This window comes from Hydrogenophaga sp. (genome assembly GCF_011390835.1).
GTDB lineage: Bacteria > Pseudomonadota > Gammaproteobacteria > Burkholderiales > Burkholderiaceae_C > Hydrogenophaga.
Genome location: NZ_JAABRQ010000007.1, coordinates 22,828 through 39,836 on the forward strand (window position 1 = coordinate 22,828; position 17,009 = coordinate 39,836).

The window sequence follows — 17,009 nt, forward strand, 5'->3', positions numbered from 1 at the left end:
CACCGTGGTGGGTGGCCAAGTGGCAGCTGCGCGGATTCAGCCGGCGTGCTGAACCACCAGACCTTCATGCACCAGGGTCAGCGACTCGGTGGCGACCTCGCTGGACAAGGCGTTGAGCGGGCCGTAATCGAGCCGCGATGGAAAAGCGCTGCTCAGCCGCCAGGTCACCACCGGCTCGTGGACGGCATTGAGCAGGCGGATGCTCACGTCGCGCCGCTCGGCCTCACTCCCGCGCACCGTGCTCATCCACTGGAAGAAATCGTTGTCACCCGGCTCGATGGATCGCGTCAGCACCACCGGTGAAAAACGCTGCAGGCCTGGCACTGCTCGCGCGACACCATCACGGGAGGCGCTCTCGCGAAAGGGGGTGACTTCGACCTCGGTCGACAGGCCACTCACCGATATGAAACTGATGCGCCGACCGCCCCACTCGACTTGAAAGTGGTTGTTGCATAGGCTTGGGTTCATGAACCATCTCCTCAGGTGATTCCAGAGCCAGGCAGCAAGAGCGGGTGGGCGCATGGCGCGTGCTTCTGGGTGGGTGGATAGGCGAATCGGGCTATGTGCTCAGGCTATCGCAAATACCCTTCTGCTGCATCCCTCCCGCGGGTGAGTCTGGGGGACGGGTCAGTTGGTGATGAAGAGCGCGGGGTCGACCATCGTGCGGTTGAGCATCACGCCCCAGTGCAAATGGGGGCCAGTGACGCGGCCAGTGGCACCCACCGCACCCACTCGCTGACCCGCTTCCAGCGCGTCGCCCACGGCGACGTCGATGGCACTCAGGTGGCACACCATGCTCAGCAGGCCGCCACCATGGTCGAGCCAGACGGTCTGGCCGTTGAAAAAATAGTCCCCAGTATCGATCACGCGCGCGGCCAGCGGTGCCGCCACCGGCGTGCCGCTGGGCGCGGCGATGTCCATGCCACTGTGGGGATTGCGTGGCTGGCCGTTGAACACCCGACGCAAACCAAACGAGCTGGACCGCGGACCCGGCACCGGCACCTGCATTTGCAACGCGTCGGCCTGCGCATCCCAGGCTGTCGGTGCTTCGCTCCTCGTGGCGATGATGGCGGCTTGTCGCGCGCGTTCGCGCTCGAAGCGCGCCAGGTCTTCAGGCGAAAGATCGACTGTGCGCGGCGCCACGCGCAGTCGCTGTTCGGCGTAGCGTTTGGGCTCGATGGTGTAGCCCACGCGGCGGGGGGTCTCGTCGGGCATGCGCAACTCGATGCTGGCCTCACCCACCGGTGCGGCAAGGGGGACGCCGATGAGCGTCGTCCAGCCTTCGGGCGAGCCTAGTACCAGCAGCGGTATTCCTTCAGCTGAGGCCTCGGGACGGGTGGGCGCAGGCCCCAGGGGCAGCCGCACCAGCCCGCCCGGCACGGCCGAGACGCGAGGCCAGGGCTCCGCGTCTGCCGACCAGGCGCTGGAAGGCAACAGCAGGGCGCCTAGTACACCCAGCAGGGTGCAGCGCCGGTGCGTTTGCCAGGGCGTCATGCGGCGCGCAGGGTCACGGCCGCATCTGGGCAGCAATTGTCTCGCCCAGCTCGATCACCGCCATGGCGTAGTAGCTGCTCCAGTTGTAGCGGGTGACGACGTAGAAGTTGTCGGTGCCAGCCACGTAGCTTCGCGGCGCGTCGCCGTTTTCCAGCTCCACCAGCGCCAGCTTGCCCGTGTGCTGCAGGGCAGGCACATCCAGCTGCGCGCCTTTGGCGGTGAAGCTGGCGACACTGAAGGTGGGCAGGATGTCGGGTGCGAGCAGGGCGTCGAGATCGGCGGTCGCGCTCAGGTTGACGGCGTAGTGGGTAGGCTGACCGGGCTGCCAGCCAAAAGCCTGGAAGTAGTGAGCCACCGAGCCGATGATGTCGGCCGGGCTGTTGAACAGATCGACCTTGCCGTTGCCATCGAAGTCGATGGCGTACTTCACCCAGCTGCTGGGCATGAACTGCGGCCAGCCCATGGCGCCGGCGTAGCTGCCGCGCAAGCTTTGTGGATCGAGCTCGGCGCGCCGTGTGAGGCTCAGGAACTGCTCCAATTCGCCAAGGAAGAACTCACTTCGGGCGGCGGCGCGCGGGTGGCTGGCGGGGAAGTCAAAGGCCAGCGTGGTCAGTGCATCGATGACGCGGAAATTGCCGGTGTGTTGACCCCACAGCGTCTCCACCCCGATCACGCCCACGATTAGGCTGGCGGGTACGCCAAATTCGGCTTCGGCGCGGGCCAGCGTCTCGCGGTTCTCTTCCCAGAACCGCTGCCCGGCGCGCAACCGCACCGGCTCGACGAAGCGCGCTCGGTAGGCAGTCCAGTTTTTGGCCGTGCCCCGTGGGGCAGGGGCCATCAGGCGCGCGACCTGGGGCAGGCGCTGAGCCTGACCGATTTGCGCCCGCACCCAGACTGGATCCAGATCGCGCCGGCTGGCCAGGTCGTCGGCGAAGGCCATGGCGGCCTCGCTCTGTCCGTACGTATAGTCAGCAACCGCAGGCCTTGACTTGGCCGGCGTCTGGGCACTGGCCTGTGCTGTCCATGAAAGTGCACCGAAGGCAGCAAAGCCCAGCAGCGCGAGGCGGCGCGTGGTGGGTGAATAAAGGTGGACGTTCAACGCTTGGGCTCCCTGGGCCAGTTCAGTTGCTGGAATTCATTTTGTAGTGTAGCCAGCGTCAATGGACTGCCCCGCGCGTAGCGCTGGGCTTCCAGGCGCAGCAACCAGGCGCTGAGCGACCGCGCAAACGGGGTTTCCCCCCATTGTTGAATCACTTGCTGCGCCAGGCCGCGTGGCGGCAGCTGCTCGCTGGATTGCAAGCCCAGGCGCTGCAGCCGGCGGTGGGCGCGGCGCAGCAGGCGCAACCAAGGGTCGCGCTGCTGGCGTTCCCACAGGGTCCAGGCTGCGCCGACCAGGCTCACCAGCACCACCACGCCGATCAGCACATAGGCCAGGTCGGTCCAGCTCGGCGCAGAGAATCCGAGGTTTTTGAGCAGGTTGAGCTGCCGACCCTGGGTGTAGTTCAACACCCACTGGTCCCAGCCGCTGTTGACCGCTTCCCAGAAGTCACGTAGCTGAGCGCTCAAGGTCGGGTTGAGGGTGCGGACCGCGCCAGCGAACAGGCCTTCGGGCGCACGCAGCCGCTCCAGCGAGCCGATGCGCCCCGGTGCGACGGCCGATGTCGGGTCTACCCGCACCCACCCCTGGTCCTGCAGCCAGACCTCGGTCCAGGCGTGGGCATCACGTTGTCGAACCGTCCAGTAACCATCAACGCCATTGAGTTCGCCTCCCTGGTAGCCCGTCACCAGACGCGCCGGAATGTCCATTGCGCGCATCAGTATCACGAAGCTGGAGGCGATGTGTTCACAGAAGCCCTCGCGCCGGTCGAACCAGAATTCATCAGCGGTGTTGGCGCCGTACACACCAGGCTCCAGCGTGTAGGCATAGCCGCCGGTGCGCAGCCGGTTCATCACCGCATCCACCAGCGCAGGCGCGTTCTGTGGCCCGGCGCCGAACTCGCGCCGCAGCTGCTGGGCCAGGGTCAGGGTGCGCGGGTTGTAGCCCGGCGGCAGTTCCAGGTGGTCCTGCAGCGCCACCACCTGTTGCGTCGGCCCGTGGCGAAACTGGGGATAGCTCACCGCATCAAATCGGACCCGCTCGCTCACCGGCCGATCGGTTCGCCACTGAAGATCGGCCGTCATGCTGGCCTGGCCGCTGGGCAGGCGAGGCGCCTCGGGCGTGGCCTCCAGCACAAAAAGCCAGGGCCGCTGGTTGGGCTCCATCGTCACCTGGTAGCGCACCGGCTCGCCGGCCACCTGCAGGTTGGCGGGCAAGGCCATCTGCGCCGGGAACCCGGAGCGCAAAGGGCGCCATTCCACGCCGTCGAAGTCGCTCAGCACCGGGCCGCGGAAATACAGCCGGGCCTGCGGCGGGGGCCGGTCTTCAAAGCGAACGCGCAGGGCGGTGCGGTCGTCGATCACCAGCTTGGCGATCTCACCGACCCGCATGCTATTGGAGAGACCACTGCGCCCGGTCATACCGTCGTCGGGCAGGCCCCACAACGGAGCCATGCGCGGAAACAGCAGGAACAGCACCAGCATGATGGGCGCGCCCAGCAGCGCCATGCCGCCAGCGATGCGGGCCGACTGCATCAAGGGCGGGCGACCCACTGGCAGGTGGGCGTTGACCAGCGCGGTCAAGAGGCCCAGCAGCGCGATCAGGATGCCAGCCGCGGTCAGCAGCGACTGCGAATAGAAGAAGTGTGTGAGCAGAGCAAAGAAGGCGAGGAAAAAGACCACAAACGCATCGCGCCGCGCCCGCAGCTCCAGCGTCTTGAGCGCAAGCAACACCACCACCAGCGTCACGCCCGCGTCGCGCCCGAGCAGCGTCTGGTGGGTGAACCAGGTCGCCACCAACGTGATCAGCAGCAGGCCCAGTCGCCACGGCCAGCCGGGCAGCGGCTGGTTGCGCACCGCGAGCCGACCGCGCCAGATCAACACACCCGCGGTCAGCACAGTGCACCACCAGGGGATGTGCGCCACCTGCATGAACACCACCCAGCCGATCACGGCGAGCAGAAACAGCGTGTCGCGCGCTTCGCGAGGCAATGAGGAGCCAAGGCTGCTCAGGGCAGACTGTTTCATGAGAAGCAGCGGAGCGGCACGGCGGAGCGCCCCAACGTATCCGGAGAAAGTGCCTCATTCAGGGCAGCCGTGGAACCGGCTCCGCCGAGCCACAGGCTGCGTCCATCTCCCGCAGGAGAGGGGAAATACGCGAAGCGGAATAGGGGGTGCTTGCTCATACCGTGGCCATCGCCTCCAAGCAGCGATTGCGGTGGCTCATGCCCTGATCGGGCGGGATGACCCGGCCGGGCAGTCGCAGGCCGTAGTCCAACCCCAGCCGTTCGGCCAGTAACACCCATGCCGTGAGGCGCGACAGACGGGTTTCCAGATCGTTCGAGCCGCACCGGGCGTGATCCAGCCATAGTTGCTGGCGCTGGGCGTTCTGCGCTTCGCGGCTCACGAGCTGGTCGCGCCCGTTGGCAAAGGCCTGCGCTGCTTTTTTCCAGACCACCGCCTTCATCGGGTCGCCTCGGCGGTAGGCGCGCACGCCATCGAATTCTCCTGTGCTCTGCGCGCGCGCGCCGCTGGCGGGCCCGCCCAGCGGCTCGCCGGGCGGCAGCGGCGGAGCGTGGGCCTCCGGCGCGGGGTAAACCAGGACCTGCGCGGCCGGTCGCCACACGGTCCAGACGCGGAAGGTGCCGAGTGGGAACAGGGTCTGGGCAGTGACGGGCGGCAGCGTTTGCAGCCCACGCCGTGGAGCCCGCCAGGCCACCTGGAGCACCGCACTGCCCTGGGCGGGCACGTCGATCCAGGCCAGATGAGGCGGTTCGCTGCCCGTCGTCACCACGCCCAGACCGAGGCCATAGCGGGGTCGCTTGCGATCGCTGCTCAGGCGAATGTCCAGCGCGACCGGCTGGCCCGCGTGCACTGGTGCCGGCGGACTCAGGTGCAAGGTGAGGCCGCGCAGGTTGCCGTGGCAGACGTGCATGCCCACCACCGCGCTGCCCGCCAGCAAAAAAGTAAGCAGGTACCCCAGGTTGAGCTGGTAGTTGATGCTGCCCACCAGCAGCACCAGTAACGTGAAAGCCAGCATCCAGCCCGGTCGGGTTGGCAGGATGTAGACATTGCGCTGCGTCAGCGAGAGCGTATCGGTGGCGGGCAGGCGGTTGTGGAACCAGCGCCGCAGCCGAGCGCGGGCCGCCCGCATCGGGTGGCGCCAAGGCGAGGTTGATGCCAATCCTGTCGACACACTAGCTGGAGAAGTCTGAGAAGCGGCGCTCATGAACACTCAGCCCTCTTGCCGGCGCGAAGTGCCTCGATCCAGGCTACCGCCGATCTGGCTCCGCCAGTCGGCCAGTGCCCCCCCCCGGAGGATGACGGCCAAGCCTGCGCCGGGGGGCTCATGGAAGTGGAGTCGCTTCCACCAATGCGCGTACCTGCTCCAGCGAGCCGCGGCCAGCGTCGGCCACTGGAATCAAGCGGTGCGCCGTTGTTTGCGGCAGGATAGCGGCGATATCGTCTGGCGCCACGTAATCGCGCCCGCTGAGAAAGGCCTGCGCCTTGGCCGCGCGCACCACCGCCAGCGCGGCGCGGGGCGACAGGCCCTGGGCAAACCAGCGGCCCGAGCGGGTGGCGGCGACCAGGTCTTGCAGGTAGTCGATCACCGGCTCGGCGGTGTGCACCGCAGCCACCTGCTGTTGCAGGCTAGCCAGTTGCTCGACCGACAGCACCGGCGCCAGGCCGTCAACCATGTGGCGCCGGTCCTCGCCGCGCAGCAGCTCACGCTCGGCGGCGCGGTCGGGGTAACCGAGCGAAATCCGCATGTGAAAGCGGTCCAGCTGCGATTCGGGCAGGGCGTAGGTGCCGAGTTGGTCGTGCGGGTTTTGCGTGGCAATGACAAAAAACGGCTCGGGCAGGGCACGGGTTTCGCCCTCGACCGTGACCTGTTTTTCTTCCATCGCTTCGAGCAAGGCGCTCTGAGTCTTGGGACTGGCGCGGTTGATTTCGTCGGCCAGCAGCACCTGGGCAAACACCGGGCCCGGATGGAACACAAAACCCTCGTGCCCGCGTTCGTAAACCGATACCCCGACCAGATCGCTGGGCATCAGATCGGCGGTGAACTGCACGCGAGAAAACTGCAGGCCGAAGGCGCGCGACAGCGCGTGGGCCAAGGTGGTTTTGCCCACGCCCGGCACGTCCTCGATCAGCAGGTGGCCGCCCGCCAGCAGGCAGGCCACGCAGTCGCTCACCTGGGCGCTTTTGCCCACGATGACCGTGTTAAGCTGGTTCAGCAATTGTCGAATTTTGGTGTCTGCGAGCATGCCGCGAACCTTAACGGAAAAAGATTGATGGGCCAGGCCACCGGTTATTTCACCCACCCCGATTGCTGGCGCCATGAGATGGGCGCCGGGCACCCCGAATGTCCCGAGCGGCTGGACGCGATCCAGGACCGCCTGCTCATTACCGGGCTGGACGCGGCGCTGGATCAGCGCGAAGCCACCCCGGCCTCGCTGGCCGACCTGGAGCTCGCGCATGGTCGCATGCACCTGGCGTCTCTGAGGGGGCTTTCCGACGGACTTCGTGACGAAATCACGGCCGGTGGTCCTCAGCATGCGCAGGTCGACCCCGATACCTCCATCAACATCCATTCTTGGGACGCCATTTTGGTGGCAGCCGGCGCGGCGATCGACGCCACCGACGCGGTGATGGCCGGCGAGATCGCCAATGCCTTTTGTGCCGTGCGCCCGCCGGGTCACCACGCCACCCGCAACCAGGCCATGGGTTTTTGTTTTGTCAACAACGTGGCGGTGGCGGCGAAGTACGCCCTGTCCCGTTACGGCCTGCAGCGCGTGGCCATCATCGACTTCGATGTGCACCACGGCAATGGCACCGAAGACATCGTGCAGGGTGACGAGCGCATACTTATGTGCAGCTTTTACCAGCATCCCTTCTATCCGGTCTGGGACCACGCGCGAGGGCCGAATCTGGTCAACGTGCCTGTGCCCGCCTACACCAAGGGCGTGGCTGTTCGCGAGCTGGTCGATTCGGACTGGATCCCGCGCCTGGAACAGCACCGGCCCGAGATGGTGTTCATCAGCGCCGGTTTCGACGCCCACCGGGAAGACGACATGGGCCAGCTCGCCCTGGTGGAGCAGGACTACACCTGGCTCACCCAGCGCATCAAGGACATCGCCGTGAAGCATGCACAAGGCCGTATCGTGAGCTGTCTGGAGGGGGGCTACGCCTTGAGTGCGCTGGCGCGCAGCGTGGAAGCCCATTTGCGGGTGCTGGCCGATGTCTGAAGTGGCTGCCCCAGTGGTGCGCCACACGCAAGACGAGCGCGGCGTGCACACCCTCACGCTCAACGCGCCGCGCAGTTTCAACGTGCTGTCCGAAGCCATGCTGGCGGCCTTGCAGGCGGCTATCGACGCCATCGGGGCCGATCCACAGGCGCGGGTGGTGGTTGTGGCCGCCGAAGGCCGTGCATTTTGCGCCGGCCACGACCTCAAGGAAATGAAGGCCCATCCGGATCTGGCCTATTACCAGGCGCTCTTTGCACGCTGTTCGCGGGTCATGTTGTCGATCCGCGCGCTGGAGCTGCCTGTGATCGCCCGCGTGCAAGGTCTGGCCACGGCCGCGGGTTGCCAACTGGTGGCGCAGTGTGATCTGGCGGTAGCGACCGAGAGCGCCACCTTTGGTGTCAACGGCATCGATGTGGGCCTGTTCTGCGCCACGCCCAGCGTGGCCTTGTCGCGCAACATCCTGCCCAAACAGGCCATGGAAATGCTGCTCACCGGCGACTTCATCAGTGCGAACGAAGCGAAGGCTCGGGGTTTGGTGAACCGCGTGGCAAGTGCCGAATCGCTCGATACCGAGGTCGCTGCGCTGGTGGAGCGCATCCTGCAAAAGCCACGCGAGGCGATTGCCCTGGGCAAGACCCTGTTTTACCGCCAGCTCGAAACCGGTCTGGCCTCGGCTTACCAGCTCGCGGGGCAGACCATGGCCTGCAACATGGCAGGTGAGGTGGCGCAGGAAGGTGTGCAGGCCTTCATCGACAAGCGCGCGCCAAGCTGGCGCAGCTGACGGATTTTTTCTCCGACGCGTCCGCTGTCTTGTTCGGGCCGACTCATGACGACCTCCGCCACCACCACTCCGCCTGCCACCTCCGCCGTGCTGGCCACGCCGCCCCCCATCGACGACTTTGCACTTTGGTTCGACAGTTTTTTGCGACCCACCGTGTTGATCGAGGTGGCTGCACTGTTCGCCTGCGTTCTGCTGGCCTGGGGCCTGTCGGCCGCATTGCGACATGCGTTGGGCATGAGGGACGAGCGGCGCTCTGTGCTGTTCGGACGTCGCCTGTTCGACGGCTTGCTGTTTCCCCTGCTGCTGTTGCTGCTGGGCTACCTGGCGCGTGCGCTGCTGCTGAAGTTTCTGCCTGTGGCCACCTTCAAGGTGGTGATCCCGGTGCTGATCGCGCTGGTGGTGATCCGGTTCGGGGTCAAGGTCTTGCAGCTGGCTTTTGCGTCGGCGCCATGGGTGCGCGTGATGGAGCGGTCCATCTCCTGGCTGGCCTGGATCGCCATGGTGCTGTGGGTCAGCGGCCTGTTGCCGGTGGTTCTGGCTGAACTGGATCAGATCACCTGGAAGATTGGTGGCTCACAGATTAGCGTGCGCACCTTGATCGAAGGCGCGCTCACCGCCGTGGCGGTGCTGATCCTATCGCTTTGGATCTCGGCCGCCATTGAGACCCGGCTGCTGCGCACCGCCGTCGGCGGTGACCTCTCGCTGCGCAAGGCGGTGAGCAACGCCACACGCGCTATGCTGATGTTTGTTGGCCTGATCATTGCACTGTCGGCCGTGGGCATCGACCTCACCGCGCTCTCGGTGCTGGGGGGCGCCATTGGTGTGGGCATTGGATTTGGCCTGCAAAAGCTGGCATCGAACTACGTGAGTGGTTTTGTGATTCTGGCCGAGCGCAGCATGCGCATCGGCGACAACGTGCGGGTCGACAATTTTGAAGGCCGGATCACCGACATCAATGCGCGCTACACCGTGATCCGCTCGCTCACTGGGCGCGAGTCCATCGTGCCCAACGAACTCCTCATCATCAACCGGGTTGAGAACCTCTCACTGGCCGATACCAGGGTCTGGCAATCTACCGTGGTGTCTGTCGCTTACGACAGCGATGTCGATCAGGTGACGGGGCTGCTGGAGCAGGCTGCGCTGTCTCAGGACCGCGTGTTGAAAGATCCCTGTCCGTCCGTCGCCCTGTCGGCCTTTGGCGCCGACGGCCTGGAGTTCACCCTGGGCTACTGGATCGCCGACCCGGAGAACGGCCAGCTCAATTTGCGCTCGCTGGTCAACCGAACCATCCTGCAGTCGCTGCGGGATAACGACATCGAGATTCCGTACCCGCAACGGGTGCTGCACATCCAGCGGTCGGCTAAGCCATGAAACTGGGCAGCCACAGCGCGATGGCTGGGAACGCAATCAGGATGCCGAGCCGGCCGATGTCGGCCAGTACAAATGGCCAGACGCCGCGGTAAATCGTGTTCAGCGAAACCGTGGGCAGTAACGAGCTGAGTACAAACAGGTTCAGCCCCACCGGCGGCGAAATCATGCCGATCTCCACGATGGTCACGATCAGGATGCCAAACCAGACCGGATCAAAACCCAGGGCGGTGATCACCGGGAAGAACACCGGAATGGTCAGCAGCACGATGGCCAGCTCTTCCATCACCATACCCAGTGCGAGGTAGATGCCCATCATCATCACCACCACCATCACCGGGTGCGGGCTGAACTGCAGCACGAAGTCGCGCAGGTCGGCCGGCATGGTGGTGAAGTTGATGAAGCTGGTGAAGATCATCGCGCCGATCAGGATCGTGAACAGCATGGCAGTGGTGCGGGTACTCTCCATCAGCACCTCCATCAGCAGCTTCGGTGTCAGCGTGCGCCTGGCCAGTGCAAACAGAAATGCGCCCGCCGCACCCACGCCAGCGCCTTCGGTGGCGGTGAACACGCCGCCGTAGATGCCGCCGATCACCAGCACAAACAACAGCGCCACACCCCAGATGTTCTTGACGGCGGACAAGCGCTGTCGCGCGGTGTAGCGCTCGGCCGGCGGCCCAGCCTCGGGGTCGCGCCACGTCACAAACACCACCGCCAGGCACAGGCATGTGATGGCCACCAGGCCCGGTAGGATGCCGGCGATGAACAGCCGGCCGATGTCGGTCTCGGTGATGATGCCGTAGATCACCAGGATGGTCGACGGCGGGATCAGGATGCCGAGCGTGCCACCCGACGCAATCGCACCCGTGGCCAGCGTGTCCTTGTAGCCGTGGGCCTTCATCTGGGGATAGGCCACGCGCGACATCGTGGCCGCGGTGGCGATCGAGGAGCCACAGATGGAACCAAAACCGCCCGACGCGATGATGCTGGCCATGGCCAGGCCACCGCGCCGGTGACCAACGAAGGCGTTGGCCGCGTTGAACAGTTCGCGCGCCATGCCAGCGCGAGCCACGAAGTTGCCCATCAAGACAAACAGCGGAATCACCGACAAGGTGTAGTGGAAGCCAGTCTCGAACACCACCTGGCTGGTGCTGGCATAAGCTGGTTGCCAGCCTCGCATCAAACCCAGTCCTACGATGCCCGCGATGGACATCGCCACCGCCAGCGGGACTCGCAAAAAGGCGAGGGCGAATACCGCCAGAAAGCCCAGCACCGCTTCGGTCATGTCACGGCTCCAGGTTCCTGCGCGCCAACATGGCCGGGCGGCGGCCGGACAAACACAAACAGCAGGTGCACCGCAGCCGTGATCGCCAGCAGAACCGCCATCACCCAGGCGACTGGTGCCAGGGGCAGCTGCAGGTACACGGTGATGTCGCCGTATTCGGCAAAGCGGTCGGCCCGCATCAGGATGAGCCGAGCCAGGAAACCGAAAACACCGGCGCAGATCAAGTGGACGATGCTGGTCTGCAAGCCTTTGAGCCAGACCGGAACAAACGGATCGAGCGAGTCGAACACCACATGTTCACTGCGCCAGGACACGAGCGGCAGCGCACCGAAGATCACGATGACCATCAACACCTCGGTCATCTCCAGACTGCCGGGAATGGAGTTGTTCAAGAACTTGCGGCCAATCACATCCACCAGCGTGAGCCACATGATGGCGAAAAGTGCCATGGCCGCCATCAGGCCGGTGGACCAGCGCAGCAGTTTTTCCAGGGTTTTGAGCATGGGTGAGTATCTGGCCGGATCAACAAAAAACCGGCGAGGCCGCGAATGAACGACAGCCCCGCCGGCTTGGCGGTGTGTGGAAGCGCGCCGCGCTTACTTCACCTTGGCGATTTCAGCACGGAACTCAGCGAGCACCTTTTTCGGCTCCTTCAGCCCCTTGACCTGGGCACTGGCGGCCCACTTGGTCTCCAGGTAGTCCTGCTTGTCGGCCACCGCCTTCACAAAGGCCTTGTCGGCCTGAATGCGCGCCACGCCCTGGGCCTTTTGCGCCCCGTTGCGGCTGGCCTCGTCGACTTTGTCCCAGCCTTGACCAAACATGCGCGCGGCGGGCTCGCCAGAAAGCTTGTCCACCACCGCCTTGTCTTGCGCCGACAGCGCGTTGTACTTGGCGCTATTCATCATGAAGACGAAACTGGTGTTGTACAGGCCGCCCGGGAAGGTGGTGGCGTGCTTGATCATGCTGAGCTTGAACGAGGCCACCGATTCGTCGGGGAAGAAGGTGCCGTCCATGACGCCGGTGGACAGCAGCTCGAATGATTCCGGCGCGGCCTTGAGGGTGGTGTTCCACCCCATGGCCTTGGACAGTTCGTTGATGTTGCCGCCACCGATACGGAACTTCAGAGACGCGGCATCCGCCGCCGACGTCACCGGCTGTTTGGTGTTGAAGATGATGCCCGGGCCGTGGGTAAACACGCCCAGAACCTTTACTCCGCGGTGCTCACCCAGTGGCGCAAAGTACTTGTCGTAAATGCGCTGGTAGGCGACCGAGGTCGCGGTGGCGCTGTCCCCAAGGAACGGAAACTCGGCGACCTGGGTGTTGATGAAGCGCCCGGGTGTGTAGCCGTCCACGGTGTAAGAAATGTCGGCCAGACCGTCGCGCACCGCGTCAAAAGTGCCGGGTGCGGCGACCACGCCCTTGGGCAGGATGTTGCACTTCATGCGCCCGGTACTTTCCTTCTCCAGCAGGTCGCACCAGTTCTTCTGCACCGTGGACAGCGTGTGGGTAGGTGGCAGCCAGCTCGAGACGGCAAACACCGTTTGTGCCGACGCCTGCGCGCCCATCAGCAAGGTGGTCGAAAACAGGGCGGCCAAGACGTGTTGGGTCTTCATATCGGAAATCTCCAGGATCGAGGTGGAAAGGGCGAGGGGAGCGTTGTATCCCCAGGCACTCTGAACAATATAGGCGAACACCGATGCTCGCCGCCTCCAGACTAACCCGAATTAACCGACCGATCGGTTGGGGAATTGGCCGGCACATGTTCGCCTTGGTTGGGCGAGCCACCCAAGCCATCGCGCTAGGCGATATGAACGCCGTCCCCTATAATACAAAAAAGCACGATCGTTCTTTTTATAAGAGGGTCTTGAAGCGCCGCCCCAGCGGCGGGCCTTCACCGCCTGCGTCCAAGGGGCGGGCATACAATGACCCGATTGACGTGCACGTCAACGCGTCAGCCATCTTTCTGTCCCCATCTTCAGGAGCTTCCGATCATGAAAATCATTGTCCCCGTCAAGCGCGTGGTGGACTACAACGTCAAGGTCCGTGTCAAGAGCGATGGCAGTGGTGTGGACATCGCCAACGTCAAAATGAGCATGAACCCATTTGACGAGATCGCTGTTGAGGAGGCGGTGCGCCTGAAAGAAAAAGGCGTGGCTACTGAAGTGATCGCCGTTTCTTGTGGGGATGCCAAATGCCAGGAAACCCTGCGCACCGCAATGGCCATCGGCGCCGATCGGGCCATCCTGGTCGAGACCAGTGAAGAGTTGCAGCCACTGGCCGTGGCCAAGCTGCTCAAGGCCTTGGTCGACAAGGAGCAACCTGGCCTGGTGATCCTGGGCAAGCAGGCCATTGACGACGACTGCAACCAGACCGGCCAGATGCTCGCAGCCCTGGCCGACCTGCCACAGGCCACCTTCGCTAACAAGGTGGAAGTGGTCGATGGCAAAGCCAATGTGACCCGTGAGGTGGACGGTGGTCTGGAGACGCTCTCCGTCACACTGCCCGCAGTCATCACCACCGACCTGCGCCTGAACGAGCCGCGCTACGTGACGCTGCCCAACATCATGAAGGCAAAGAAAAAGACGCTGGACATCATGAAGCCGGAAGACTTGGGCGTGGACGTGACCCCGCGCCTGAAGACACTCAAGGTCAGCGAGCCGCCCAAGCGTGGCGCCGGCATCATGGTGCCGGATGTGGCCACGCTGGTGGACAAGCTGAAGAACGAAGCCAAGGTCATTTGACCCCCTCGCGCCGCCCTCAGCTTCAGCCCCACAGGGGGCAGGGCTGGTGGCCAGGCGAAGCCGGTTCCACGGCGCCCTGAGTTTTGGACATCGCGCTCCGACATATTTTTAGGATTTCAACCATGACTTCTCTTGTTATTGCTGAACACGACAACGCTTCCATCAAGGGCGCGACGCTCAACACGGTCACCGCCGCTGCGGCCTGCGGTGGGGATGTGCATGTGCTGGTAGCAGGTTACAACGCCGGAGAAGCGGCCAAGGCGGCTGCTGCGATTGCCGGTGTGACCAAGGTGATCCACGCTGACGCCGAAGGCCTGGCGCATGGCCTGGCCGAAAACGTGGCGGCCCAGGTGCTGACCATCGCATCCAGCTACACCCATATCCTGTTCCCTGCTACTGCTTCGGGCAAGAACATCGCGCCGCGTGTGGCCGCCAAGCTCGATGTGGCCCAGATCAGCGACATCACCAAGGTCGAATCGCCCGACACCTTTGAGCGCCCCATCTACGCCGGCAACGCCATGGCCGTGGTGCAGAGCAGCGACGCCACCAAGGTGATCACGGTGCGCACCACCGGATTCGACCCGGCAGCCGCAAGCGGTGGCAGCGCCCCGGTGGAAACCGCGGCCGCCGAAGCCGACAGCGGCAAGACCACCTTTGTGGGCAGCGAGATCGCCAAGAGCGACCGCCCCGAGCTCACCGCAGCCAAGGTCATCGTCTCGGGTGGCCGGGCGCTGGGTTCCAGCGAGAAGTTCGACGAAGTGATGACGCCACTAGCCGACAAGCTCGGCGCAGCGCTGGGCGCCAGCCGCGCCGCGGTGGATGCAGGCTACGCCCCCAACGACTGGCAGGTGGGCCAGACTGGCAAGATCGTTGCGCCTCAGCTCTACGTGGCCTGCGGCATCTCGGGCGCCATCCAGCATCTGGCTGGCATGAAAGATTCCAAGGTCATCGTGGCGATCAACAAAGACCCTGAGGCTCCGATCTTCGGTGTGGCCGACTATGGTCTGGAGGCCGACTTGTTCGATGCCGTGCCCGAGCTGACCAAGGCACTCTGAAACGCCAGACCCTGGACAGGGCATCGTTTGCGATGCCCTTTTTTCTATCCGCTTTTCGCGACTCCTAAGGCACAAGATGAGCTACACCGCCCCCCTGAAAGACATGCTGTTCAACATCGAGCACCTGGCGCTCATCGACCAGGTGGCGGCGATGCCCGGCTTCGAAGATGCGGGTCTGGAAACCGCGCAAGCGGTGCTGGAGGAGTCCGCCAAACTCAACCAGGATGTGCTGGCGCCATTGAACTGGGAGGGAGACAAGAATCCGTCGTCGTTCAAGGCTGGCGTGGTCACCACCACACCGGGTTTTAAGGAAGCCTTCAAGCAGTACACCGAAGGCGGCTGGCAAGGCTTGCAGCACCCTGTGGACTTTGGCGGCCAGGGCCTGCCCAAGACGATTGGTGCGGCTTGTGGCGAGATGCTCAATAGCGCCAACATGAGCTTTGCGCTGTGCCCGCTACTCACCGACGGAGCTATCGAAGCCCTGCTCACTGCGGGCAGCGACGAGCTCAAGGCGATCTACCTGGAGAAGCTGGTGAGTGGCCAGTGGACCGGCACCATGAACCTGACCGAGCCGCAGGCCGGCAGCGATCTTGCGGCGGTGCGCAGCCGCGCCGAGCCGCAGCCCGACGGCAGCTACAAGGTGTTTGGCACCAAGATCTACATCACCTACGGTGAGCACGACATGGCAGAGAACATCGTGCACCTGGTGCTCGCCCGTGTGACCGGTGCGCCCGAAGGGGTGAAGGGCATCAGCCTGTTTGTGGTGCCGAAATTCATGGTCCAGAAAGACGGCTCTCTCGGTGAGCGCAACGACGTGCATTGCGTGAGCATCGAGCACAAGCTGGGTATCAAGGCCAGCCCGACCGCGGTGCTGCAGTACGGCGACCATGGCGGCGCTGTGGGCTACATCGTTGGTGAGGAAAACCGAGGCCTGGAGTACATGTTCATCATGATGAATGCCGCGCGTTACGCGGTCGGCGTGCAGGGCATCGCGATCGCCGAGCGCGCCTACCAGAAGGCCGTGGGGTATGCCAAGGACCGCGTGCAGAGCCGCCCGGTGGATGGCAGCATGAGCGCGGCCGCGCCCATCATCCACCACCCCGATGTCAAGCGCATGCTCATGACCATGCGGGCCTTCACCGAAGGTTGCCGCGCCATGGCCAGCGTGGCGGCTGCCGCGTATGACGCGGCCCATCACCACGCTGACGCAGCGGTACGCAAGGAGAACGCGGCGTTCTACGACTTCATGGTGCCGCTTGTCAAGGGCTACAGCACCGAGATGAGTCTGGAAGTCACCTCGCTGGGCGTGCAGGTTCACGGCGGCATGGGCTTCATCGAAGAAACCGGCGCAGCGCAGTACTACCGAGACGCCAAGATCCTCACCATTTACGAAGGAACGACGGCGATCCAGGCCAACGACCTCGTGGGCCGCAAGACTTCGCGCGACGGCGGCGCTGGCGCCAAGGCGATTGCCGCGCAGATCGAGAAAACGGAAGCCGAGCTGGTCAAGCGCGGCAGCGCGCAGGCGATGGCCGTGGCCAAGCGGCTCACCGCTGCGCGGCAGGCGTTTGTGGACGTGGTCGAGTTCATCGCCGCCAACACCCGCAGCAACCCAAACGCCGCGTTTGCCGGCAGCGTGCCTTACCTGATGCTGGCGGGCAATCTGATGGCGGGCTGGCAGCTGGCGCGCGCGCTGCTGGTGGCAGAAGACCAGCTGGCTGCGGGCACCGACGCGGTCTTCATGCAGAGCAAGATCACCACCGCGCGTTTTTACGCCGACCACATCCTCAGCCGCGCCCCTGGCATGCGCGACGCGATCGTGGAAGGTGCAGAGGCCGTCACGGCGCTCCCCGCCGAAGCGTTCTGACCTTTTTCTTTCAGGCGCTTCGGGGTGCTGTCACCGCATCGACACGGCAGAGCACGCGCAGCGTCCAGAATCCA

Annotated in this window: 15 protein-coding genes; 6 read left to right on the forward strand and 9 right to left on the reverse strand. The window is 64.5% G+C overall.

What is annotated here, in order from left to right; translation table 11 throughout:
• Positions 1 to 36: 36 nt before the first annotated feature.
• The 6 genes from GPT34_RS06025 to GPT34_RS06050 all read right to left on the reverse strand — a co-directional run bounded on the left by GPT34_RS06025 (position 37) and on the right by GPT34_RS06050 (position 6,857).
• Positions 37 to 468 (reverse strand): phage tail protein, encoded by a 432-nt coding sequence (locus tag GPT34_RS06025; protein ID WP_291010355.1) that lies wholly within the window; start codon positions 466 to 468, stop codon positions 37 to 39.
• Positions 469 to 627: 159 nt separating this feature from the next.
• On the reverse strand, positions 628 to 1,494 hold the full coding sequence (locus GPT34_RS06030) for a peptidoglycan DD-metalloendopeptidase family protein (RefSeq protein ID WP_291010356.1): 867 nt from the start codon (positions 1,492 to 1,494) through the stop codon (positions 628 to 630).
• A gap of 13 nt (positions 1,495 to 1,507) precedes the next feature.
• Positions 1,508 to 2,434: a lytic murein transglycosylase B gene (gene mltB / locus GPT34_RS06035; RefSeq protein ID WP_291010442.1), complete on the reverse strand. Its 927-nt coding sequence runs from the start codon at positions 2,432 to 2,434 to the stop codon at positions 1,508 to 1,510.
• A gap of 155 nt (positions 2,435 to 2,589) precedes the next feature.
• Positions 2,590 to 4,617 carry a DUF3488 and transglutaminase-like domain-containing protein gene (locus GPT34_RS06040; protein ID WP_291010357.1) on the reverse strand — a complete coding sequence of 676 codons (2,028 nt, stop codon included), beginning with the start codon at positions 4,615 to 4,617 and terminating at the stop codon, positions 2,590 to 2,592.
• Between the two features lie 154 nt (positions 4,618 to 4,771).
• On the reverse strand, positions 4,772 to 5,743 hold the full coding sequence (locus GPT34_RS06045; protein ID WP_291010358.1) for a DUF58 domain-containing protein: 972 nt from the start codon (positions 5,741 to 5,743) through the stop codon (positions 4,772 to 4,774).
• 193 nt (positions 5,744 to 5,936) lie between these two features.
• Positions 5,937 to 6,857: a MoxR family ATPase gene (locus GPT34_RS06050; protein WP_291010359.1), complete on the reverse strand. Its 921-nt coding sequence runs from the start codon at positions 6,855 to 6,857 to the stop codon at positions 5,937 to 5,939.
• 27 nt (positions 6,858 to 6,884) lie between these two features.
• Between GPT34_RS06050 and GPT34_RS06055 the strand changes: the two genes are divergently transcribed.
• From GPT34_RS06055 to GPT34_RS06065, 3 genes are read left to right on the forward strand one after another with little or no spacing between them, the layout of a single operon-like run.
• The gene (locus tag GPT34_RS06055; protein WP_291010360.1) at positions 6,885 to 7,838 is read left to right on the forward strand and encodes a histone deacetylase family protein; all 954 of its coding nucleotides are present in this window, start codon (positions 6,885 to 6,887) and stop codon (positions 7,836 to 7,838) included.
• Positions 7,831 to 8,619 (forward strand): enoyl-CoA hydratase, encoded by a 789-nt coding sequence (locus GPT34_RS06060; RefSeq protein WP_291010361.1) that lies wholly within the window; start codon positions 7,831 to 7,833, stop codon positions 8,617 to 8,619. The genes GPT34_RS06055 and GPT34_RS06060 overlap by 8 nt, the downstream gene beginning before the upstream one ends.
• 45 nt (positions 8,620 to 8,664) lie before the next feature.
• The gene (locus GPT34_RS06065; RefSeq protein ID WP_291010362.1) at positions 8,665 to 9,990 is read left to right on the forward strand and encodes a mechanosensitive ion channel domain-containing protein; all 1,326 of its coding nucleotides are present in this window, start codon (positions 8,665 to 8,667) and stop codon (positions 9,988 to 9,990) included.
• Here the strand turns inward: GPT34_RS06065 and GPT34_RS06070 are convergent.
• The 3 genes from GPT34_RS06070 to GPT34_RS06080 all read right to left on the reverse strand — a co-directional run bounded on the left by GPT34_RS06070 (position 9,980) and on the right by GPT34_RS06080 (position 12,885).
• Positions 9,980 to 11,272 carry a TRAP transporter large permease gene (locus tag GPT34_RS06070; RefSeq protein ID WP_291010363.1) on the reverse strand — a complete coding sequence of 431 codons (1,293 nt, stop codon included), beginning with the start codon at positions 11,270 to 11,272 and terminating at the stop codon, positions 9,980 to 9,982. The two genes, GPT34_RS06065 and GPT34_RS06070, sit on opposite strands and share 11 nt — an antisense overlap.
• A complete protein-coding gene (locus GPT34_RS06075; protein ID WP_291010364.1) occupies positions 11,269 to 11,775 on the reverse strand; it encodes a TRAP transporter small permease in 507 nt (168 codons plus the stop codon). The genes GPT34_RS06070 and GPT34_RS06075 overlap by 4 nt, the downstream gene beginning before the upstream one ends.
• A 93-nt stretch (positions 11,776 to 11,868) precedes the next feature.
• Entirely contained in the window at positions 11,869 to 12,885 is a 1,017-nt protein-coding gene (locus GPT34_RS06080) for a TRAP transporter substrate-binding protein (RefSeq protein ID WP_291010365.1), read from the reverse strand.
• 378 nt (positions 12,886 to 13,263) lie between these two features.
• Here GPT34_RS06080 and GPT34_RS06085 point away from each other — a divergent pair, with 378 nt between their 5' ends.
• The 3 genes from GPT34_RS06085 (at position 13,264) to GPT34_RS06095 (ending at position 16,935) form a co-directional block, all read left to right on the forward strand.
• The gene (locus GPT34_RS06085) at positions 13,264 to 14,013 is read left to right on the forward strand and encodes an electron transfer flavoprotein subunit beta/FixA family protein (RefSeq protein ID WP_291010366.1); all 750 of its coding nucleotides are present in this window, start codon (positions 13,264 to 13,266) and stop codon (positions 14,011 to 14,013) included.
• A gap of 122 nt (positions 14,014 to 14,135) precedes the next feature.
• Positions 14,136 to 15,068 carry an electron transfer flavoprotein subunit alpha/FixB family protein gene (locus tag GPT34_RS06090; RefSeq protein ID WP_291010367.1) on the forward strand — a complete coding sequence of 311 codons (933 nt, stop codon included), beginning with the start codon at positions 14,136 to 14,138 and terminating at the stop codon, positions 15,066 to 15,068.
• 76 nt (positions 15,069 to 15,144) lie between these two features.
• Positions 15,145 to 16,935 (forward strand): acyl-CoA dehydrogenase, encoded by a 1,791-nt coding sequence (locus GPT34_RS06095; protein WP_291010368.1) that lies wholly within the window; start codon positions 15,145 to 15,147, stop codon positions 16,933 to 16,935.
• Positions 16,936 to 17,009 lie beyond the last annotated feature (74 nt).

Coding starts and splice junctions, on each gene's coding strand:
- GPT34_RS06055 (WP_291010360.1), top strand. CDS start 6,885: ATGGGCCAGGCCACCGGTTATTTCACCCACCCCGATTGCTGGCGCCAT.
- mltB (WP_291010442.1), bottom strand. CDS start 2,434: ATGGCCTTCGCCGACGACCTGGCCAGCCGGCGCGATCTGGATCCAGTC.
- GPT34_RS06060 (WP_291010361.1), top strand. CDS start 7,831: ATGTCTGAAGTGGCTGCCCCAGTGGTGCGCCACACGCAAGACGAGCGC.
- GPT34_RS06065 (WP_291010362.1), top strand. CDS start 8,665: ATGACGACCTCCGCCACCACCACTCCGCCTGCCACCTCCGCCGTGCTG.
- GPT34_RS06075 (WP_291010364.1), bottom strand. CDS start 11,775: ATGCTCAAAACCCTGGAAAAACTGCTGCGCTGGTCCACCGGCCTGATG.
- GPT34_RS06030 (WP_291010356.1), bottom strand. CDS start 1,494: ATGACGCCCTGGCAAACGCACCGGCGCTGCACCCTGCTGGGTGTACTA.
- GPT34_RS06085 (WP_291010366.1), top strand. CDS start 13,264: ATGAAAATCATTGTCCCCGTCAAGCGCGTGGTGGACTACAACGTCAAG.
- GPT34_RS06050 (WP_291010359.1), bottom strand. CDS start 6,857: ATGCTCGCAGACACCAAAATTCGACAATTGCTGAACCAGCTTAACACG.
- GPT34_RS06080 (WP_291010365.1), bottom strand. CDS start 12,885: ATGAAGACCCAACACGTCTTGGCCGCCCTGTTTTCGACCACCTTGCTG.
- GPT34_RS06070 (WP_291010363.1), bottom strand. CDS start 11,272: ATGACCGAAGCGGTGCTGGGCTTTCTGGCGGTATTCGCCCTCGCCTTT.
- GPT34_RS06025 (WP_291010355.1), bottom strand. CDS start 468: ATGAACCCAAGCCTATGCAACAACCACTTTCAAGTCGAGTGGGGCGGT.
- GPT34_RS06095 (WP_291010368.1), top strand. CDS start 15,145: ATGAGCTACACCGCCCCCCTGAAAGACATGCTGTTCAACATCGAGCAC.
- GPT34_RS06045 (WP_291010358.1), bottom strand. CDS start 5,743: ATGCGGGCGGCCCGCGCTCGGCTGCGGCGCTGGTTCCACAACCGCCTG.
- GPT34_RS06040 (WP_291010357.1), bottom strand. CDS start 4,617: ATGAAACAGTCTGCCCTGAGCAGCCTTGGCTCCTCATTGCCTCGCGAA.
- GPT34_RS06090 (WP_291010367.1), top strand. CDS start 14,136: ATGACTTCTCTTGTTATTGCTGAACACGACAACGCTTCCATCAAGGGC.